This window comes from Streptomyces echinoruber, assembly GCF_014651135.1.
Classification (GTDB): Bacteria; Actinomycetota; Actinomycetes; order Streptomycetales; family Streptomycetaceae; genus Streptomyces; species Streptomyces echinoruber.
Map to the genome: position 1 here is coordinate 50245 of NZ_BMWH01000033.1, position 20579 is coordinate 70823.

16 protein-coding genes and 1 pseudogene are annotated in these 20579 nt (G+C 74.9%); 9 read left to right on the forward strand and 8 right to left on the reverse strand.

All coding sequences use genetic code 11. From position 1 onward, the window contains the following. Window positions 1-58: 58 nt before the first annotated feature. A complete protein-coding gene (locus IE225_RS28485) occupies window positions 59-1576 on the reverse strand; it encodes an MFS transporter (protein ID WP_190060508.1) in 1518 nt (505 codons plus the stop codon). 1034 nt (window positions 1577-2610) lie between these two features. Between IE225_RS28485 and IE225_RS28490 the strand changes: the two genes are divergently transcribed. From IE225_RS28490 to IE225_RS28505, 4 genes are all read left to right on the forward strand, one after another. Next, the gene (locus IE225_RS28490) at window positions 2611-3192 is read left to right on the forward strand and encodes a TMEM165/GDT1 family protein (protein WP_190060509.1); all 582 of its coding nucleotides are present in this window, start codon (window positions 2611-2613) and stop codon (window positions 3190-3192) included. Window positions 3193-3708: 516 nt separating this feature from the next. Then, a complete protein-coding gene (locus tag IE225_RS28495; protein ID WP_190060510.1) occupies window positions 3709-4749 on the forward strand; it encodes a tetratricopeptide repeat protein in 1041 nt (346 codons plus the stop codon). Further along, window positions 4746-5801 (forward strand): polyprenyl synthetase family protein, encoded by a 1056-nt coding sequence (locus IE225_RS28500; RefSeq protein WP_190060511.1) that lies wholly within the window; start codon window positions 4746-4748, stop codon window positions 5799-5801. Before IE225_RS28495 ends, IE225_RS28500 begins: the two co-directional genes overlap by 4 nt. 627 nt (window positions 5802-6428) lie before the next feature. Then, complete coding sequence (locus tag IE225_RS28505; protein ID WP_190060512.1) at window positions 6429-7703, forward strand: PP2C family protein-serine/threonine phosphatase; 1275 nt, start codon at window positions 6429-6431, stop codon at window positions 7701-7703. Window positions 7704-7797: 94 nt separating this feature from the next. Here IE225_RS28505 and IE225_RS28510 read toward each other — a convergent pair whose 3' ends face one another. Continuing rightward, entirely contained in the window at window positions 7798-10236 is a 2439-nt protein-coding gene (locus tag IE225_RS28510; RefSeq protein WP_190060513.1) for a SpoIIE family protein phosphatase, read from the reverse strand. Between the two features lie 289 nt (window positions 10237-10525). On the opposite strand from IE225_RS28510, the gene IE225_RS28515 reads away from it, so the two are divergent. From IE225_RS28515 to IE225_RS28525, 3 genes and pseudogenes are all read left to right on the forward strand, one after another. Beyond that, on the forward strand, window positions 10526-13018 hold the full coding sequence (locus IE225_RS28515) for a SpoIIE family protein phosphatase (protein WP_190060514.1): 2493 nt from the start codon (window positions 10526-10528) through the stop codon (window positions 13016-13018). 31 nt (window positions 13019-13049) lie between these two features. Beyond that, window positions 13050-13184, forward strand: a pseudogene (locus IE225_RS28520) (sensor histidine kinase); the annotation flags it as partial. A 181-nt stretch (window positions 13185-13365) separates the two neighbouring features. Then, entirely contained in the window at window positions 13366-14076 is a 711-nt protein-coding gene (locus tag IE225_RS28525; protein ID WP_190060515.1) for a response regulator, read from the forward strand. 476 nt (window positions 14077-14552) lie between these two features. On the opposite strand, the gene IE225_RS28530 is transcribed toward IE225_RS28525, so the two are convergent. Both IE225_RS28530 and IE225_RS28535 read right to left on the reverse strand, forming a co-directional pair. Further along, window positions 14553-15014 (reverse strand): SsgA family sporulation/cell division regulator, encoded by a 462-nt coding sequence (locus IE225_RS28530; RefSeq protein ID WP_190060516.1) that lies wholly within the window; start codon window positions 15012-15014, stop codon window positions 14553-14555. A gap of 283 nt (window positions 15015-15297) precedes the next feature. Beyond that, window positions 15298-15930, reverse strand: a complete 633-nt coding sequence (locus IE225_RS28535; protein WP_229880141.1) for a maleylpyruvate isomerase N-terminal domain-containing protein — start codon at window positions 15928-15930, stop codon at window positions 15298-15300. 227 nt (window positions 15931-16157) lie between these two features. Here IE225_RS28535 and IE225_RS28540 point away from each other — a divergent pair, with 227 nt between their 5' ends. Then, on the forward strand, window positions 16158-16496 hold the full coding sequence (locus IE225_RS28540; protein WP_190060518.1) for a hypothetical protein: 339 nt from the start codon (window positions 16158-16160) through the stop codon (window positions 16494-16496). 331 nt (window positions 16497-16827) lie between these two features. Further along, window positions 16828-17769, forward strand: a complete 942-nt coding sequence (locus IE225_RS28545) for an SDR family oxidoreductase (RefSeq protein WP_190060519.1) — start codon at window positions 16828-16830, stop codon at window positions 17767-17769. Between the two features lie 98 nt (window positions 17770-17867). Here IE225_RS28545 and IE225_RS28550 read toward each other — a convergent pair whose 3' ends face one another. From IE225_RS28550 to IE225_RS28565, 4 genes are all read right to left on the reverse strand, one after another. Then, on the reverse strand, window positions 17868-18374 hold the full coding sequence (locus IE225_RS28550) for a TspO/MBR family protein (RefSeq protein WP_190060520.1): 507 nt from the start codon (window positions 18372-18374) through the stop codon (window positions 17868-17870). Between the two features lie 287 nt (window positions 18375-18661). After that, complete coding sequence (locus tag IE225_RS28555) at window positions 18662-19087, reverse strand: hypothetical protein (RefSeq protein ID WP_190060521.1); 426 nt, start codon at window positions 19085-19087, stop codon at window positions 18662-18664. Next, the gene (locus tag IE225_RS28560) at window positions 19084-19830 is read right to left on the reverse strand and encodes a class I SAM-dependent methyltransferase (protein ID WP_229880142.1); all 747 of its coding nucleotides are present in this window, start codon (window positions 19828-19830) and stop codon (window positions 19084-19086) included. Before IE225_RS28560 ends, IE225_RS28555 begins: the two co-directional genes overlap by 4 nt. Beyond that, the gene (locus IE225_RS28565; RefSeq protein ID WP_229880143.1) at window positions 19827-20564 is read right to left on the reverse strand and encodes a DUF2071 domain-containing protein; all 738 of its coding nucleotides are present in this window, start codon (window positions 20562-20564) and stop codon (window positions 19827-19829) included. The genes IE225_RS28560 and IE225_RS28565 overlap by 4 nt, the downstream gene beginning before the upstream one ends. Window positions 20565-20579 lie beyond the last annotated feature (15 nt).

Here is a 20579-nt window from a genome sequence, read left to right on the forward strand (position 1 = left end):
GCGCAAGGAAAGAACCGAGCGGGGTGGGGCGGGAGGGCCGGTCAGGTGGGAGGGCCGGTCAGGTCTGCCGGGCGTGCACCGGGCTGTTGGCGACCTCGTCCGGGCACTTCCGGTGCGGTCCGCGCGCCCGCCGGTCGCGCCGCCAGTCGAACGCCGCCAGGACCAGGGACGCGGCCATGCCGACGAGGGCGGCGCCCAGCGCGGTGACGAGGGCGCCGCGGTAGTCGTCGCTCCCGCCGAGCACCAGGTAGAACAGGCCGGGCAGGGCGGCGGTGCCCACCGCGGCGCCGAGCCGCTGCCCGGTCTGCAGGGCGCCGCCCGCCGCGCCCGCCATGCGCACGGGCACGTCCCGCAGGGTCATGGTGATGTTGGGGGAGACCACGAAGCCGCTGCCGACGCCGCCGAGGAACAGCACCGGCGCGGCCGCCCAGGGGGCGATGTCGAGGGGCGCGAAGCGCAGCAGCAGCGCGGTGCCGCCCAGGCCGACGACCACGCCCGTGAGACCGCACACGGTGAGCAGGCGGCCGAACCGGTCCACCAGCCGGCCGGCGACCACGGCCGCGCTCGCCGAGCCGAGGGCGAAGGGGGTCACGGCGAGACCGGACCGCAGCGGGGAGAAGCCCAGGCCGTGCTGGTAGAAGAGGGCGAAGACCAGCCAGACGCCGCTGAAGCCGATGAAGTACAGCGTGCCGACGCCGGCGCCGACGGCGTAGCCGCGCACGGTGGTGAACAGGCGCGGGTCGAGCAGCGGCTGGGCGCCCCGGGCGACGAGGCGGCGCTGCCACCGGGTGAAGACGGCGAGGATCACGGCGCCGACGGGGAACAGCCACCACAGGCGCCCGATGCCGCCGGAGTCCGCCTGCACCAGCGGGTACATGAGCGCCAGGACGCCGAGGCCGAGGAGCAGGACGCCGGGCAGGTCCACGTGTCCCCGGCCGGACCGGCGGGTGCGGGGCAGCAGGCGGCGGCCGAGCAGGACGGCGAGGATGCCGATGGGGACGTTGACGTAGAAGACCCAACGCCAGCCCTGGTCGCCGGAGGCCAGGGCGAGGATGGCGCCGCCGGTGACGGGGCCGACGGCGGAGGAGATGCCGACGGTCGCGCCGAAGAAGCCGAAGGCGCGGCCGCGTTCGGCGCCGCGGAACATCTGCTGGATGAGCGCGGAGTTCTGAGGGGCCATGACGCCGGCCGCCAGGCCCTGGGCGAGGCGGGCCACCACCAGCAGCGTGATGTCGGGGGCCGCTCCGCAGGCCGCGCTGAAGGCCACGAAGCCGCTGAGGGCCAGCAGGAAGATGCGGCGCCGGTCCAGGGCGTCGCCCAGGCGCCCGGCGGTGACGAGGGCGAGGGCGAAGGCGAGGGCGTATCCGGACACCACCCACTGCACCTGTGCGGGGGAGGCGTGCAGGGCGCGCTGGACGGTGGGCAGGGCGACCGCCACGATCGTCACGTCCAGCAGGCTCATGAAGCCGGCCACCAGGGTGACCCACAGGGCCCGCCACCGGTGTGGATCCGGCTCGTACCCGGCCTCCCGGGCGCCCGGGTCCCGACCGCCTGCCGCCGACGTCGACGCTGTCACTGGGGCTCCTCTCACCAGGACCGCACCCGAGCGGGTCAAGTTCCCCCGCCGGGGCGCGGGCACACGCCGCGGCCCGGGACCGGCGGCCTCCCGGAGAAAACCTCGCCCGGGCGCTCCACGCCTCGCCCGCGGGGGCCCGGACCCCGTGCCTCCGGCCCGGTCGGCAGTGGCACCGAACGTCCTGCCGCCCCGCACGGCGGCCACGGCCGCCGCACGGCGGGAGCACGGGAAGAGCTGGAAAGGACTGGCGGGAAGAGCTGGAAAGGACTGGCGGGAAGAGCTGGAAAGGACTGGAAAGCGCTGGAAGGCGCCGGACGGCCCCGTGTGCTTCCCGCTCGGTCCCATGGCCGGGCGCTCCGCCCGGGGTGAGGCTGGTGGCGCGGGATGCCGGGCGAGTGGAGTGGGGGAGAGGCGAAGAAAGGCGAGGAGAGGCGAGGAGAGGCGAGGCGAGGAGAGGAGAGGCGAGGAGCCGGTTGGTCGTGGCGGGTGCGGACGGCTCGGCGTCGAGCCTTGCCGCGGTGGGGGCGGCGGTCCGGGAGGCCCGGCTGCGGGATGCGGGGCCGCGGGTGGTGCACGCGTTCGTCTGACCCGCGATGCACGGGCCGCTGGGACCGTCGCCGCGTGGAGCTCGCCTTCGCCGAGGCCGCCCTGAGCAAGGTGCCGCTGGTGGCGCTGCACGCCTGGACCACGTGGAACGCGCCCCTGCTGCCGCAGGACGCGGCGGCGCCGTACGCGCATCCGCCGGGCACGCCGGCCCAGGGGAGCAGCGGCCCACCGCGGGTACACTGGTCGGCAGCGAAGGGGAGTAGTCCCGCAACACCGGCCGGTCGACACACTGGACGTCCGCGGACGTCCCGGCCCCCGGGCCTCCGCGTCAGGCGCGCGGAGGCGGACGAGACCTTCGGCCAAGGCAAGACCCGGCCCGCGCCGTCGTGCGGGCCGCTCCGTCGTGCCGGGCCGAGTGGTTCCTCCCGTCGCCCGCCTGGGTGCCGTACGAGCCCGCGGCCCGGCCCCAGCAGAAGAAAGCACCGCACATGACCTTCGACCCCGTGGCGCTCGTCACCGCCTTCGGGCTGATCTTCCTCGCCGAACTCCCCGACAAGACGATGTTCGCCTCGCTGGCCATGGGCACCCGGATGCGGCCGCTGTACGTGTGGTTCGGGACCTCCACCGCGTTCCTGGTCCACGTCACCCTCGCGGTCGGCGCCGGCAGCCTGCTCGGCCTGCTGCCCGCCCTGGCCGTCAAGCTCGTCTCCGCCGCCCTGTTCGCCTTCGGCGCCGTCGTCCTGCTGCGCGGCTCGGGCGGCGACGAGGACGAGGCCGCCGGCCGGACCGTCACCGGTTTCTGGCCCGTCTGCACCACCGCCTTCATGGCCGTCTTCATCAGCGAATGGGGCGACCTCACCCAGATCACCACCGCCAACCTCGCCGCCACCCACGGCTGGCTGCCCACCGCGATCGGATCCGCCGCCGCCCTGATGTCGGTCTCCGCCCTGGCCCTGCTGGCCGGCCGGTTCATCGCCAAGAAGGTCCCGCTGAAGACCGTGCAGCGCATCGGCGGCCTGTGCATGGCGGGGCTCGCCGCCTGGACCCTCGCCGAGGCGTTCACCGGCTGAGGCGGCGCGGGCCCGCTTCCGGCGGAAAGCCGCAGCAGGCGGGAAGCGGGCCGGCGCGCGGCGCACCTTCTCGGAACCGGCAGGAGCAGCGGCCGTCCACGCACGCGGACCCGGCCGGTCACCCGAACGACGCGTCGGCACCGCTCTCCCGTCGCCGCCGGCGTCCCCGAGCCGCTGATGACCGTCGTCGTCACCGTCACCCCGGCGCACCCCGATGCCCCTGCCCACAAGCCTGCCGGGCAGGCCGGCCGCGGCTCGCGGGGAACGCCCCCGGCCCGGGCGCCCCGCCGACGGTGAGGAAGGCCGGCCCGGGCCGCGCCTGCGCGGCCGCGGTGCCGTCGCCGTCGCGGCGGCACCGAACCTTCACAGGGTGATCCGCGTCGCACAGGCAACCCGCCCCACCACGGCGACGTCTTGATCGGTGACAGAGCGAGCCCTGGCCTCCCCCGGGGGCCGGGGCGTTCTTCCGAGACGCTATACACACTATGTATACACTCTGTGTATAGAAGGGCATGCATGTACGGCAAGGCTTTCGCCCCGGAGTACCAGGGCGCCCTGACCACCCTGTCCGTGAACTCCTCGCTGGCCGACGTGCTGGCCGAGGGCACCAAGCGGCTGCGCGAGGCCGAACGCTCCGGCCGGCTCGACGAGGCGGCGCGCTGCGGGCTCGCCGTCGCCGAGGCGCACCGCAGACTGGGCCAGGTGCGGGACGCCGACCGCGTCTGGAAGGCGAGTTACCGCGCCGCCCGCCAGGCCGGGGACACGGCGGCGATGGCGTGGGCGCTGTGGAGCGGCGGCACCCTCGCCCGGCAGCGCGGGGCGTTCCCGCTGGCCTGGCGGCTGCTGGGGCTCGCGGCCGAACTCGGCGAGCGCGGCGGCGACGTCGTCGTCCGCGGCTACTCGCTCGCGGGCCTCGCGGAGACCGGCCGGATCCAGGGCGACTACGAGGCGGTCGGCCGGCTGCACGAGCAGCTGCTGGTCGAGGCCCGCAGGCGCGGGGAGGCCCGGCACACGGTGTGGGCACTGGAGGGCATCGCGCAGATGCACCGCAACACCGGCGACTACGACAAGGCGTACGCGCTGTTCGAGGAGGCCGCGGAGATAGCCGAGCGGGCGGAGGACCGGCGCGGGTACGCCTGGGCGCTGCGCGGACTCGCCGACATCGTCTCGGTGCGCGACCAGGACACCGGCCGGGCACTGGAGCTGCTGTCCCGGGCGGAGGAGATCTGCCGGGCGATGAACCTCTCCAGCGCGCTCGCCTACAACCACAAGATGCGCGGCAACGTCCTGTACCGCGCCGGGCGTTACACCGAGGCCCGCGACCTGTACCAGATGGCGCTGGAGGAGTTCCGCGCGATGAGCGAACCGCGCGGCGAGGCGCTGGCCCGCCTGGGCCTGGCCAAGTCGCTGGCCCGGCTCGGCCGCGACCGTGCCGAGACGGCGGCCGAACTCGCCGACCTGGCACGGACACTGGAACGCAGCGGCCTGCGGCACGCCCGGGAGATGGTGGCCCGGGCCCAGGAGGAATTCGGTCTCACCATGGAGGCCGTACGGTGACGGCGCTCCCCACCACGGCGACGGCGCCTTCCGCTTTCCCGGCCCAGGCGCCGGCCGCCGCCCCCGACGTCCTCCTGCGCTGCCGGGAGCTGGTGCGGCCCGCGCTGGGCGAGGCGGTGGGCCGACTGCATCCGTGGGTGGCCGAGATGGCCGCGTACTCCTTCGGCTGGTGCGAGGTCGGCGGGGCACCCGCGGCCGCGCCGGGCGGCAAGGGCGTACGGCAGGCCCTCGCGGTGCTCGGCGCCGAGGCCGCCGGCGCCGACGGCCGGGCCGGGATCCCGGCGGCGGTCGCGGTGGAACTGGTGCACGCCTTCTCCCTGCTCCACGACGACATCATGGACGGCGACGCGACCCGGCGCCGCCGCCCGGCCGTGTGGAAGGCCTACGGCACGGGCCCGGCCGTCCTCGCCGGGGACGCCCTCTTCGCGCTGGCCGTCGAGACACTGGCCGCGGCGCCGGGCGGCCCCGAAGCCCTGCGCCTGCTCTCCGCGGCCCTGGCCGACCTGGTGCGCGGGCAGGCGGACGACCTGCTGTTCACCACCCGGCCCTGGGGCGGGCCGCAGCGGGTGACGCCCGAGGAGTACCGGAGGATGGCGGAGGGCAAGACGGGCGCGCTGCTGGGCTGCGCCGTCGCGCTCGGGGCCGCGCTCGGCGGTGCTCCCGAGCCGGTGGTCACCGCGCTGGACCGGGCCGGGCGGCGGCTGGGCATCGCCTTCCAGCTGATCGACGACGTGCTGGGCATCTGGGGCGATCCGGCCGTCACCGGCAAGCCGGTCCACGGCGATCTGCGGGAACGGAAGAAGACCTTCCCCGTCCTGGCCGCGCTCGGCTCTCCCGCGGCCCGCCGGCTGCCCGCCCTCCTGGACTCCCCCGGACGCGCCGCGCAGGCGGCCGCGCTGATCGAGGAGGCGGGCGGCCGCACGGCGACGCTGGCCGAGGCCCGCGCCCATATGGACGCCGCGCGGGCCCTGCTCGCCAAGACCCCTCTGGCGGCCGGGCCGGCCGATGAACTGCACGGCCTGCTGGACCACTTGACGAGCCGGAACCTGTGAACCCCCGGCGGCACCGGGCGGGGCGGCACCGGGCGGGGGAGAGGGCGCCCGCCGGGCCGCCCGCCCCGCCGCCCGGCGCACCCGCCGGATCGCCGGCTTCGCCGCCGCCCGCGGGAGCCGGCCCCCGCGCCGCGCCCCGCTCGGCACGGACCGGCCCGCGGCGGACAAGCCGATGGGCCGGATCGCGGTGAACAAGCCGGTGTACTGGCTCGCGGTGAACAAGCCGGCCAGGAGGACCGCCCGCCGGTGACCGGTCCAGGGGTCCGCCACCACGACGGACGGCTGCTCCGCCCCGGGCGCGGGCAGCCGTTCCAGTCCCCGGCACCGCTCCGCGCGCGGCGCGGACCCGGCCGATGCCCCCGCGGCGGGCACCCCGCGCCGCTCCGGCCCCCACCACGCCGATCAGCCGACAGGGACACCCCCTCACCCCGCCGGTTCCTCGGCCCGCCGGCAAGGAAGGCGCCGTGAACGCCGACGCGCACGCCGGCGAAGGACGGCACGGACCGGCGTCGCCCGGTCGTACACGACGGGCCGGCGGGATTCCGCGGCCGTGCCCAGGCCCGCCGGCGCCCCGCCCCGTACATTGGAGAGTGGTGTCCCCGGCGTCCGGGATGGCGGGCAGTACCCATGCAGACATCGAGAATCCCACCGCGGATCGACTACGCGGCAGTGTTCGCCGCCACTCCGAGCCCGTATCTCGTTCTGGGCCCGGACCTGGTGATCGCCGATGTCAACGACGCCTACCTCCAGGTGACCCGGCGCACCCGGGAGGACCTGATCGGGACCTACCTCTTCGACGCCTTCCCCGACAACCCGGCGGATCCCGACGCCGACGGGGTGAGCAACCTCAAAGCCTCTCTGCACCGGGTCCTGACCACCCGGCGACGCGACACGATGGCGCTGCAGAAGTACGACATACCCGTCATGGGCCGGCCGGGCGCGTTCGAGGAGCGCTGGTGGTCCCCGGTCAACACCCCGGTCGCCGCCCCCGACGGGACCGTCGCCTGGATCATCCACCGGGTGGGGGACGTGACGGAGTTCGTCCACTCCCGCCGCTCGCACCGGGCACGGACGCCCGGCCTGCCACCGGCCTCCGAGGACAAGATCGAACTGAATGCCCTCGAAGCGGAGCTGTACTCACGGGCCCAGGAGCTGCAGAGCGTCAACGAGGAGCTGCGCCAGGCCCACGCCCAGGAGCGCCAGATCGCCCTCACCCTGCAGGAGGCGATGCTCGCCTCCCCGGACCTGGTCCAGCACCCCGACATCGCGGTGCGCTACCTGCCCGCCGTGGGCTCGCTCAACGTGTGCGGCGACTGGTACGACGTGATCGACCTGCCCGACGGCCGCTTCGCGGTGTCGGTCGGCGACGTGGTCGGTCACGGCCTGGAGGCCGCCGCCGTGATGGGCATGCTCCGCAGCGCGCTGAGCGCCGCGCTCCGTACCGCCGAAAAACCCGCCCGGTCCCTGGAGGTGCTGTCCCGGTACGCCCTCGGCGTGGAGGGCGCGCTCACCACCACCGTGGTCAACGCGGTGATCCACACGCACGAACACCTGATCGCCTACAGCAGTGCCGGCCACCCGCCCCCGGTCCTGCTGCGCGCCGACGGCACCTGTGACCTCCTCGACCGGGCCACCGACCCGCCTCTGGGCACGCAGCCCGAACACCTCCCCCGGTCCGAGGAACAGGTGCGCTACACCGGCGGCGACACCCTCGTCCTCTACAGCGACGGGCTCATCGAGCGGCGGGACGAGGACATCGACGTGGGCCTGCGCCGTCTGTGCGACGCCGTCTCCCGCTACGCCCACCTCAGCCCCGAACACCTCACCGACGCCCTGCTGGCCCGCTTCGGGGTCAGCGGCGGCGCACGCGACGACATAGCGCTGATCGCCGTCCGTCTTTGAGAGCGCCGTCCGTCTCCAGGAGCACGGACTCCAGGAGCACAGAGCACCCCGAAGACCCCGGGACCGGAATCCGGCCGTGCGGCGGAGGCCGTCCTCACCCCCGGCCGGGAAGCTCGATCTCCGCCCAGATGGTCTTGCCGTCGGTGTGGTGACGCGTACCCCAGCGCCGGGCGAGCTGGGCGACGAGCAGCAGGCCGCGGCCGCCCTCGTCGAAGGTGCGGGCCCGCCGCAGGTGCGGGGCGGTGCTGCTGCCGTCGGACACCTCGCAGATGAGCGCGGCCCCGCGGATCAGACGCAGCCGGACGGGGGGCCGCCCGTAGCGGATCGCGTTCGTGACGAGTTCGCTCACCACGAGTTCGGTGGTGAACGCCACGTCCTGCAGGCGCCACGCGGCCAGCCGCTCCAGCACCTGCGCACGGGCGCCGGCCACCGAGGCGGGATCGGACGGCAGCTCCCAGGTGGCGACGTCGCCCGGGTCCAGGGCCCGGGTGCGGGCGACGAGAAGGGCGACGTCGTCCGGGGGCTGCGGGGGAAGCAGGGCCCGGATCAGGTCGTCGCAGACGGCCTCCAGCGTCCGGGCGGGCCGCTGGAGGCGCCGGCGCAGCAGCGCCAGACCGCCGCCCAGGTCGTGCCCGGCGCCCTGGACGAGGCCGTCCGTGTACAGCGCGAGAAGGCTGCCCGGGGGCAGTTCCCACTCGAGGGTCTCGAAGGGCAGGCCGCCCACACCCAGCGGAGGACCGGGCGGGATGTCGACGAAGTCCGCCGTGCCGGCGGACGCGACGACGGGCGGCGGATGACCCGCGGTGGCCGCCGCGCAACGGCGCGAGACCGGGTCGTAGACCACGTACAGGCACGTGGCGATGAGATCGGTGGCGACGAGGAGGCCGGACTCCGGGTCGGGCCCGTGCTGCGCGGCGCTCTCCTCCTCGGCCGCCAGATGGGTGACCAGGTCGTCGAGGTGGGTCAGGAGCTCGTCGGGGGGAAGGCCGACATCGGCCAGGGTGCGCACCGTGGTCCGCAGCCGCCCCATGGTGGCCGAGGCCCGCAGCCCGTGGCCCACCACGTCGCCCACGACCAGCGCGACCCTCGCGCCCGACAGGGGGATCACGTCGAACCAGTCGCCGCCCAGTCCCGCCCGGGTACGGGCCGGAAGGTAGCGGTGAGCCACCTCGACCGCTTCCTGGGCGGAGAGCCGGCGGGGGAGGAGGCTGCGCTGCAGGGCCAGCGCGGTGGTGCGTTCGAGGGTGTAGCGGCGGGCGTTGTCGACGGCCACGGCGGTGCGCGCGGCGATCTCCTCGGCCAGGAGCAGGTCGTCCTCCGCGAAGGGCTCCTCGCGCCGGTGCCGGACCAGGACCGCCACGCCCAGGACGATGCCGCGGGCGCTCAGCGGAATGACCATGATCGAGTGGATTCCGAACCTCCGGACCACCTTGGCCCGCCTCGGGTCGGCCCGCTGCCAGTTCCCGATCTCCTCGTCCTCGACGCTGTGCAGCGCGGGCCTGCCGGTGGCCAGGCAGCGGACGGGGGGTGTGGACTTCGGGTAGTAGTCCAAGTCTCCCGGCCGGATCACCGACTCGGGCACGCCGGGCAGGACGGACTGCTGCGCCGCGCGGCGCAGGGCGACGGCGCCCGTCGCGGACGGCCTCGGCTCGACTCCGCGGAACAAGGAGTCCAGCAGGTCGACGGTGACGAAGTCGGCGAGCCGGCCCGCCACCGCGTCGGCCATCTGCTGGGCCGTGCGCATCACGTCCAGGGTGCTGCCCAGCTGCGCACCGATGTCGTTCAGCAGCGCCAGCCGCTCCCGGGCCAGGTGCTGTTCGGTGACGTCGAGGGCGGACACCTCCACGAGCCGCACGTGCCCTGCCGGGGTCCTGAGCGGGGACACGGTGAGGGACCAGAACCTTTCGTGCGCTTCGGGCCGTACTCTGCCCCGCACGCGCAACTGCTCGGACTCCCCCGTCGTGAACACCCGGCGCATGCCGTCCTCGACGGTCCGGCAGAAGAGGGATGGCAGGAGGTCGGAGACATGCCGGCCGCGCATCTCCTCCTCGCTCATGCCGAGCTCGTGTGCGGCGCCGGCGCTCGCCTGCACGGCCCGCAGCGCGGAGTCGTACACCATCAGCGGCAGAGGGCACTGCGTGAAGGCCTCCTGCGCCGTCACCAGGTCCGGCTGCGGCCGCTCCGGCGGCGTCACCACGACGAGTCGCTGGGCGCGGCCTTCGCCGTCGCACGACGGATAGGTCCGCACCCGCACCCGCACGTGCCGGCCGTCCCGGTGCCTGAGCAGGGCGGTGGCGTCGCGTCCGCGCAGAGCCGCGTGGAAACCCTCGCGGGCGTCCGGGTCCGGGGCGATCAGCCGGGCGGCGGAGCGCCCGACGGCCTCGTGAGGGGGATAGCCGAGCAGGCGCTCGGCATCCGTGCTCCAGCCCGTCACGATCCCCTGGGCGTCGACGACCGCCGTGGCCGAGGCCACCGAGTCCGGGAATGCGCCGGAGTCGCTGCCGAGCGCGGCGGCATCGCGCATGTCGATCATCGCCTGTTCTGCCCTCGTGGACGCCGCGGCCCCGGGACGGGCGTCGCCGAGCCCGCGGGGCGCCCGAAGCGGCTGATCTCGCCGTGTCGGCCTTGTACACCACTTCTACCGTTTCCTGCCCGTTCTTCGCTCGCACTCACGCGTCGTGGAGGCGGGCGAGGCGAAAAAGGCGAGCGGAGCGCCGGCGGCCGGTCGGGGCGCGGCCGCGCATAGACATCGCGCATGTACCTTTTGCGACGCTTAAGCTGTTGGGTGCCGTTGGCGGCCGTCCACGAGGATGAGAATTACGGTGACGGAAGAGCAGCGGGTGCCCGCGCTGCCCGGCGCACTGGGAGCCGAGCGGGCCGAGGGGCTGCCGTTTCGCGAGCCCGCGCTGGCCGCTGCCCGCGCCGCGGCCCGGGCCGCCTCCCTGATGGCCGCCGCGGTGGGCGCGCTGGGCCTGTGCGGCTGGATCCTGCGCATCGACGTCCTCCGGAGCGGGCTGCCCGGCACCAGTGCGTCCATGAAGGCGAACACCACCGTGTCCCTGCTGGCGCTGGGGCTGTCCGCGTTCCTGGTGACGCTCGGGCCCGCCGTCCGGTGGGCGGTCGCCGTGGCCCGCGCGGCCGCCGCCCTGGCCGCACTGGTCGTCGTGCTCACCGTCGCGGAGTACGTGACCGGGACGAGCCTGGGCGTCGACGAGCTCCTCTTCCACGACGACACCATGCGGGTGGCGGCGGGGTTCCCCGGGCAGATAGCGCCGAACACGGCCACGGCGCTGGCGCTCGGGAGCGCGGCGTCCCTGAGCGCGAGCACCCGCCGGCTGCCCGCCAGGACGAGTCAGATCCTGGGCCTGGCCGTCCTCACCCTGGGCATGCTGCGGATCTACGCGCTCGCCTACGCCGTGCCCGAACTGGAACGGTTCGGCGCCTACACGGGCATGGCCCTGTACACCGGGTTCGCCCTGGTGCTGCTGGGCATCGGCGTCTTCCTGGCCAGGCCGGACGAGGGCCTCGCCGGACTGCTGACGAACGCGGGCACCACGGGGGCGCTGGGGCGCCGGCTGTTCGTCACGGCCCTGGTCGTGCCGCCGCTGCTGGGCCGGCTGGTGCTGGCCGGCGAGGACGCGGGGGCGTTCGGGAGGCGCCTGGGCACCGCAGTGCTGGTGTGCGGCCACGTGATCGCGTTCACCGCGGTCGTCTTCGCGGCCCTGGTCGTGGGCCGCCGCGTCGAGGTGGCGCACGCCCGCGCCGCATGGCAGGTGCGCCAGAACGAACTGCTGCAGGCGTTCATGGACCACACGCCCGCGGTGGTGTTCATCAAGGACCTGCACGGCCGCTTCCTGGCGGTCAACACGACGTTCGAGGAGAGCATGGGCCTGCCCCGCGACCGGGTGCTAGGCCGCCGGGACCGCGACGTCCTGCCGCCCGCCCTCGCGCGTCGGGCGCGGGAGGCCGACCGCGCCGTGCTGGCGCGGGGCGTCCCCCAGCAGCGGCAGGAGGTCCTCCCGCTGCCCGGAGGGCCACGGGACTGCTTCACCAGCCTGTTCCCGCTCAACGACGCGTCGGGCACGCCCTACGCCGTGTGCGGCGTGGCCATCGACGTCACCGAACGGGTCGCGGCCCAGCGCGAGGTGCAGCGGTCCCACCAGCGCTTCCTCGCGCTGCTGGAATCCGCACCCGACGCGATCCTGATCACGGACGGCCGCGGCGTCGTCGTCATGGCCAACGCACAGGTGACCCACCTGTTCGGTCGCGTGCCGGGCGACCTCGTGGGCACCGAGGTCGTCGACCTGGTGCCCGGCCCGCGGCGCCGGCGGCACCGTGCGCTCCTGGCCGCCTACCTGCGCCTGCGCGACCCGAGGCCGGTGGTCCTGGACAAGGACCTGTACGGGCTGCGCGGCGACGGCAGTGAGTTCCCCGTCGAGGTGAGCGTCAGCGCCCTGCAGACCGGACAGGACAAGCGGGTGTTCCTGACCGTGCGGGACATCACCGAGCGCAGACGGGCCGAGACCGAACGCGCCGAACGCTACGAACAGCAGCGGCACATCGCCTACACCCTGCAGCACAGCCTCATGGGCGAGCCGCCCCGCCTGCCGTACCTGCCCAGCGCCCACCGGTACCTGGCCTCCCTCCAGGACCCCGGGGTCGGCGGCGACTGGTTCGACATCATTCCGTTGGACGGCGACCGCACCGGCGTCGTCATCGGCGACGTGATGGGCCGCGGCCTGGAGGCGGCGGCCGTCATGGGACAGCTGCGCGCCGCCTCCCACGCCCTGGCCCGCACCGACGTGTCGCCCTGCCGGCTCATGGCGGGGCTGGACGCGTTCGTCGGCGACCTGTCGGAGCAGCTCGTCACCTGCGCCTACCTGGTGATAGACCAGGGCGCCCACGAGGTGACCCTGTGCTCGGCCGGACACCTGCCGGTCCTCGCCCTGCCCCCCGACGGGCCCACCCGCCCCTTGCGGGTACCGACCGGGGTGCCGCTGGGCGTCAACGACTTGTACGGCGGCGGACTGCCGTACGAGGAGACGACCCAGCCGCTGCCGCCGGGCAGCACGCTCGCCCTCTACACCGACGGACTGGTCGAGCGGCCCGGCACCGACATCGAGGTCCAGATCGACATCCTCGCCCACACCCTCGGCGTCGCGCTGAAGGGCGCCCCCGCGGACCCGGAGATCCTGGACCAGGCCGCGGCCCGGCTGATCGGGACCCTCATCCCGGACACGGCCGCCCACGACGACGACGTGACGCTGCTCCTGGTCGCCCTGCCCGGCCCGGAGAGGAAGGCCTTGCGCACCTGACCGCGCCGCCCGGGACGGCGGCCGCCGCGAGGCGCCGCCCGTGCCCGGCTCCGGGCAGGGCCTGATCGGCCTGACCGAGCGGACCGCCCTGGCCGGCGGCCGCCTCGACCACGGCCCGACGCCCGACGGCGGCTTCGAGGTGCGGGCGTGGCTGCCGTGGGACTGAGACCGGCGGCCGTGCCGCACGCGGCCCGGGCCGGCGGCCGCACCGTACGCGGCCGGAGGCGGCGGCTGCCGTACGGGACCGGCGCCGGCGACGGGCGCGGGCGACCGGGACCCGCGCCCGCCGTACCGGTGTGCGCCGGAACGGTACTGTGCCCCGCCGGGGGCATGGTTGGGTGAGGCCCATGACCGCCACCGCCATCAGACTGCTCCTCGTCGACGACGACCCGCTGGTCCGGGCCGGCCTGTCCTTCATGCTGGGAGGGGCCGGAGACATCGAGGTCGTCGGCGAGGCCGCCGACGGCGCGGAGGCCGAGGCCCTCGTCGACCGCACCCGGCCCGACGTCGTGCTCATGGACATCCGCATGCCGGCGGTGGACGGCCTCACGGCGACGGAGCGGCTGCGCGGACGCCCCGACGCCCCGAAGGTGGTGATCCTCACCACCTTCCACGCCGACGAGCAGGTGCTGCGCGCCCTGCGCGCGGGCGCCGCCGGGTTCGTCCTCAAGGACACTCCGCCCGCCGAGATCGTCGAGGCCGTGCGCCGGGTCGCGGCGGGCGATCCCGTCCTGTCGCCCGCCGTCACCCGGCAGTTGATGGCGCACGCGGCGGGCACGGCCGCCGGCACCCGCCGCACCGCCGCCCGCGAGCGCATCGCCCGTCTCCACGACCGCGAACGCGAGGTCGCCGTCTGCGTCGGCCGCGGCCGCTCGAACGCGGAGATCGCCGCCGAGCTGTTCATGAGCGTGGCCACCGTCAAGACCCACGTCTCCCGCATCCTCGCCAAGCTCGGCCTCAACAACCGCGTGCAGATCGCCCTGCTGGCCCACGACGCGGGACTGCTGGACGAGCAGGCGGAAACAGACGGGGACGGGGTCGGGCGCCGCGCGTATTAGAGGGACCGTCCGGGCGTCCACGCCGGGAAGCCACCCGCCCGTCGCGCGGGCGGCGCGGGGCATCCAGCAGGCTGCGGGTGAACGTGACGTGCCCGCTCACCTGCCCGGCCTGCTCGGCGACCAGCGACAACCCGCTGCCGGGGCCGAGGGTGCTGCGCAGCTTCTCTGTCTTCTCTGTCCTCGGGCCGCTCTTCACGAAGATCCATGGCCCCGAGGGTGGGAAAGGACCGTCTCCACCGGCGACGGGGCAAGGGAGCAGGCCGGGGACGGGTCAAGGGAGCAGGCCGGGGACGGGACGCCGTACGGCCCGGGCGGACGGGTAGGGGCCGGGACCCGTGGAGCGGCCTGTGGAGCGACCCGTGGCGCGTGCTCCCCGATCCGATGCGGCCGGCGGTCCCGTTCCCCGACCGTGAGCACGGAACGCGTGCCCCTCCGGTCCGGTCCGCAGGTGGTGGGCATGCGGGCCCTGCCCCGGCTCACCCCCGCCCCAGCAGTCGTTCCAGGGTTTCGTCCAGGTGCAGGTGGGCGCTTTCCCGGCCGGCGGGCACCGCGGTGAACGTCTCCTCCAGCCAGTCGCCCAGTTCGGCGGCCGGCACGTGCAGCACCGCGGCGGAGTTCCTGCCGTGCAGGAAGATGCGGGCCGTCGTGGTGGAGTGGCACCTGCAGGGGGGCCAGACGCGCACGTCGCCGTCGCCGGACGGCGTGCGCAGACCGGCGTACAGCAGGTCGCGTGAGAACACCCAGGGCGGGACGTCCTCAGGGGGGTCGAGGAAGTCCATGCGCACGGCGAGCGGGTCGGCGGTGTCGTAACAGAAGCGGACCTTGAGCGACAGCGCTTCGGTGGCGCTGATGAACAGCAGGACGGTCAGGGTGAGGTGGGGAGGCAGGGGGCGCCGGCCGGGCCGGGGGCCGTTCGGTGGATTGGTCGGGTCGTGCATGGTGCCCTCCGGAAGCAGGTGGAGGAGCGGGCTCCGCCGGGCTGCCCAGGGCGCAGTCGGACAGAGGTCACACTCTCGCTTCCCGAGGACCCGGCGGGCCGGATGCACCGCAGCCCACCGGACTCCGGTGGGCGCGCCCGGGCGGGTGGGCGGGGCCGGAGGACTCCCGGTTCCTCGGGGCGAGGACCGCCCGGCCCGCGACAACGCGATCGTCCGGGCCGGTACCGAGGCCCACCGCCTCGCTCACGCCGGGACCGGACGGGTCTGCCGGCCGGCGCGGCGCTCAGAACACGGTGATCCCGGCCGGCGCGCGCTCCGCGCGCGTCAGGGCGCGCAGCAGTGCCGCCTGGCCGTGGCGCCGGACGGCGAGCCCGGTCAACAGCGCGAGCACGGGCTCGAAGGCGACGCCGGGAAGCTCCGGCGCGCGCAGCCCCACACTGACCGCCAGATCGTCCATGTGCACGGCGAGTTCGACCATCCGCGTCAGGAGGAAGTCGTCCAGGCTCAGCGCCCACCCCGTCTGCGGCATGAACACCACCCGGTCGTCCTGCGCGTCCGCAAGGCCGGTCCGCTGCCCGTCGAGCGCGGCCCGGACGCGCTGCCGCAGCCGTCCGGCCCCTTCGGACGAGATGCCCTCGCCCTTCGCCCGGATACCGGAGTTGACCTCTCCGTCGAGCGGCGCGTCGATCCACACCGCCCGCGCGTAGTGCTCCAGCACGGAGATGGGTTCCTGCCTGGAACCGGGTTTCTGCCCGGAGCCGGGTTCCTGCAGCGCCGGATCCACGCTGAGGATCTGATACGCGAGGTGGCCGGCCAGGCCGCCGACCGTCCACTGCGCCAACGCGCTGGGCTTTTCCCACGAGGCGGCCACCTCCGCCGCGCCCAGTAACGCCTCCGCCTGCGTGGCGGTCTCCAAGTACGCGTCCTTCAGGCCCACAAGCCCCCCTCGTGATCCGTGTGTTCCCCCACGATACGCAGCGGCACCGGGGAGGGCGGTCCCACGCCGCACGGCCCGCACGGCCCGCACGGCCTTCCGCGCGGCATCCGGCGTTGCCGGGCGGACTTCGGACGCCGCGCGCCGCCGAAGCCGACGGGTAGGGTCCGTGCCGGGGAACGAGGGGGCGAGGAAAGACAGGGGCTCGGATGGGCGCGTCGTCGTGGCACTGCGTCGAGCCGTATGCCGGGGACGTCGCGGCGGCCTTGGCCGCCGTACGGCAGCGCGAGTTCGACAGGCTCTTCGTCCACGGAACCCGCGGGGACGGACTCCTGCCCGCGGGCCGGTCGTTCACCTCCGTCGGCGATCTCGACGACCTGTGGGAGGACGAGACCTTCGGCAGTGAAGGAACACACACGATCATCGACGTGTGGGAGGTGATCGGCACCGAGGCGTACGACGATACCCACACCGTGCGCCCGCTGTCGGACGAGGAGTGCGTCGAGATCTTCGGGACCGCGCAGCCGACCCGGGGAGATTTCGAGTGAGCCCTGGAGCGCTGCGCGGCACGGCGTCCCGGCTCGGAGGGACTGTGGGACATGCCGCGCTGGTCGGCGTGGTGCAGGCCGTTGAAGGACTTGAAGGACGCCGAGGGCGCGACCACGGTGATCGCCTTCTGGGGCAGGTCCGGCGACTGAGAGGTCGTACGGGCGGACGCGGCGGGGGAGACCGGCGGCGGAACGAACGGGGAGAGGACCAGGATCGTCGCCCGTCGAACGCCGCCGGGGAACCGCACCGGCCCGGGAAAGGCAGAACATCCGTTTCCGGGTATTCGGTAAAGGCAGTCAGCCGTCGGCGGTCGAGGAGAACGGGGACCGCATGCGCGACATCACCGGCACACACGGACACGCCGCGGCTCGCGACGCACCCCTGGAGGGACGCGTCGCCGTCGTGACCGGTGCCGCCCGCGGAGTCGGCGAGGCCCTCGCGCGACGCCTGTCCGGGACCGGCATGCGGCTCGCCCTGCTCGGCCGGGAGGAGAAGACCCTGTCCCGGGCGGCGGCCTCACTGGTCTCCCCGAGCGTCTGCGTCGAGGCGGACGTGACCGACCAAGCCGCGCTCGACCGTGCCGCACGGCAGGTCGAGGACCGGCTCGGACCGGCCGGCGTCGTCGTGGCCAACGCGGGCATCGCCGTCGGCGGACCCTTCGACCGGACCGCGGCCGACCTGTGGCGGCGGGTCATCGACGTCAACCTGGTCGGGGCGGCGAACACCGCCAGAGCCTTCCTGCCGCAGCTCACCCGCACCCGCGGCTACTTCCTCCAGATCGCCTCGACCGCCGCCTTCGGCTCCGCGCCCATGATGAGCGCGTACTGTGCCTCCAAGGCGGGCGCGGAGTCCTTCGCCCAGGCGCTGCGCGGCGAGCTCGAACCCGACGGTGTCGCCGTCGGTATCGCCTACCTCCACTGGACCGGCACCGGCATGGTGACGGGCCTCGACGACCATCCGGTCCTGCGGGCTCTGCGCAGGAACCAGCCCTGGTTCGCGCGCCGGGTCCACAGCCCCGAGCAGGTGGCCGACTGGCTCGCCGCCGGCATCGCGCGCCGCGCCCGGCACGTCTACGCACCGCCGTGGCTGCGCTGGTGCCAGCCCCTGAGACCGCTCTTCCCGGCCCTGGTCACCCGCATCGCCCGCCGTGAACTGCGCGTCCGGCCGGTAGAGGGCCTCGCAGCCGACGTCGGGGTCCTGGGCGCGGGCGGCCGCGCCGACCGGGAGTCGTTCCGGTCCGCCGACCGTCCTCGCACCGGCCCCGACGAGTAGGCGCCGGAGGCCGACGGGCCGTTCGGCCGCCGTTCGGCCGGCCGTGCCCGGCCGGCCGAGGTCCCGGATCGGCTCCTCGGCGGCTCTCCAGCGGCTCCTCAGCGGTTCAGGCGGGCGATGGAGGCGTTCAGGGCGGTCGCGAAGGCGCACCAGGCGGCATAGGGGACCAGGACCCGCGCCGCGGTCCGGTCGGTGCGGGCGATCCGGCGGACGAGCTCGGCGTTGCTCAGATCGAGGAGCAGCGTGCCGGCCAGTGCCGCCCCGGGGCTGCGGCGGGTGAAGAACAGCCGGTTCCATCCCGCGTTGAGCGCCAGGTTCGCCGCCAGGCTTCCGGCGAGTCCGGCCCGCTGCCGGGCCCCGGGGACGGTGCCGAGCGCGTGGCCCGCCGCATACGCGACCGTGGCGTACAGCGGCGTCCACACGACGCCGAACACCCAGGACGGCGGCTGCCAGGACGGTTTGCGCAGGGAGCGGTACCAGGCGCTGTCCGGATCCACGGCCCTGGAGCCCGCCACGGCCGTGGCGGTCACAGCCGCCGCTGCCGCGCCGTACCGCAGCCAGGGGCCGGCCCGCCGGACGGCGCCGTGTGCCCGGATCGGTTCCATACCTCCGCGAGTGCCCCTGCCGTGAGCACCGTCACACGACCCGGCACGGTCGCCGTCCCACGAGGCCGGCCACGGTCTCCCGCACCGTCCCCGACCGCGTCCGGCAGCCGGTCCTCCTCACCGCCGGCCCCGGCTGCGGCGACCACCGGCACCCGCGGCTCCCCGAGCCGTGGACGTCCGGCGGACGGGCACTCCCACCTGAAGCGTCACGGGGCCGCGGCGACCGCCCGGGGAGCATCGGAAAACCCGGGGAGCATCGGAAAAGGGGAACGCCCCCTGACGCGGCCCTAGCCTGCCGCGTGCGCCGTCGCCACGGCGAACACCGCGGTCACCCACGTCCACAGCACGGAGAGCGCGACATGACCCACCGTGCGCAGCCGGTGCCCCCGCCACAGCCGCGGGGAGAAATAGGCGAACTCCATCACCCACCGCAGACCCCAGAACAGGGTCTGTCCGCACAGCAGAACGGTCGGCAGGGGACCGCCGCCCAGGAGCTCCCGGGCGAACGCCAGCGGCAGCGCGCCGAGCAGCACGCAGGTGAGGCCGATGAAGAACAGGTGCGCGTAGGACACCTGCCGGGTCAGCAGGCTGGCGCCGCCGAGGTCGCCCGGCCAGCCCAGGACGCGCGGCAGCACCGCGTGCAGCAGCCCCATGCCGATGAGGGCCGCGCCGACCAGGCGCAACTGCCAAGTGAGGGCGAGCAGTTGGGTCACGCCCGCCCCCTGGTGAGAGCGAGCGCCGTGACCAGTCCCGCGACGCGGCGCTCGGCCGCCGGACGCAGCCCGGCGTGCGCGGCCAGCCGCAGCCACTCCGCGCGGGGCAGGAAGTGCCAGGCACCCGGTCCGAAGACGGCCGTGTTCGCGCCGTCCCTGAAGTGCTCCACCAGGACCAGGCGCCCGCCGGGGCGCAGCACCCGCGCGCACTCCTCGAACAGCCGCTCCCGGTCCGCCGCCCGCCGCAGTTCGTGGGCGGCGAAGACCAGGAACACGGCGTCCACCGCGGCCGGGCGCACGGGCAGGGCGCCGGGCCGGGCGGGCAGGGCGTGCGGCGGCGGGGGCACCCGGCGCCGGGCGCGCCGCACCGAGCCCTCGGTGGTCACGGCCGGGTCGTAGAGGTCGACGGTGATCTGCCGGGAGGCCGGCCAGCGGGCGGCCAGCGGGGCGCTCGCCTCGTCGAGGCCGGTGCCCACCACCAGGTGCGCGGCGGGCGCCTGCGGCAGCACAGCGTCCAGCCAGTCGTAGGCGTACAGTCCGGAGCGGTCGTAGACGAACCAGCTCGCGGCCGTGGCGGAAGCGAGCAGGCCGACGGCGGCCGCGGAGCCGGCGCGGGCCATGGCGCGCAGCGGGCGCGGCAGTCGGCCCGACAGGGCCGCGCAGGCCACCGCGGTGGCCAGGCCGGCTGCGTACTGCGGCCAGTTGTAGGCGATCACGTCCCGGGCGCCCGAGCGGCGGATCACCGCTCGCCCCCGCTCTCGGTCCGGCGCAGGCCGCGTTCCCAGCCGTACTCCAGGTCGGCGACGTGGAAGGCGTTGGCGAGGACGGGCCGCGTGCCGGCGAACGGGCCGTGGTCGAAGAAGGTCAGGCGGCGCACGTCGACCGAGACCGGCTGCGGGTCCCAGTGGGCGCGGAACGCCTTGACCACGATCACCGACCGGGTCTGCGGCTCGTACTCGAAGGTGTAGGGGAGGGGGCCCGCGAAGCGCCGGGCGGCACGCGCGTCCGCGAAGGGACTGCCGGCGGGCAGCGGCGCCGGCGCGCTGCCGAGATCCGCCCGCACGTGCAGATCCGCCCGGCCGTCGGCGCTGTCCACGCGGAACTCCAGCGACTCGCCCGCCACCCGGGCCCCGATCCGGGCCAGGCGGTAGTGGTAGCGGGTCAGCAGGTTGCCGCCGAACGCCATCAGTCTGCGGTCGGTGTCGCTGCGCAGGATGCGCAGCCCGCGCATGGCCCGCCCGCCCGGCGTGCGGAAGCGGGTGAAGACGCGGTAGCCGGTGAGCAGGTGGTCCGCCCCGAGACGGGCGGGCAGGAACGCCGGCCGCAGGGCGCGGGCGTCCACCAGCGCGACCGCCACGAACCCGTGCTCCCCGTACGTCTCCAGGGTCAGGCCCGGTGGGACGAGCGGGTGCAGCACCCGCGCCGGCAGCGCGTACGTCAACACCAGCGAGTGGGCGAAGCGCGTGCGTATCGCCACGGGATGACGCTGCAG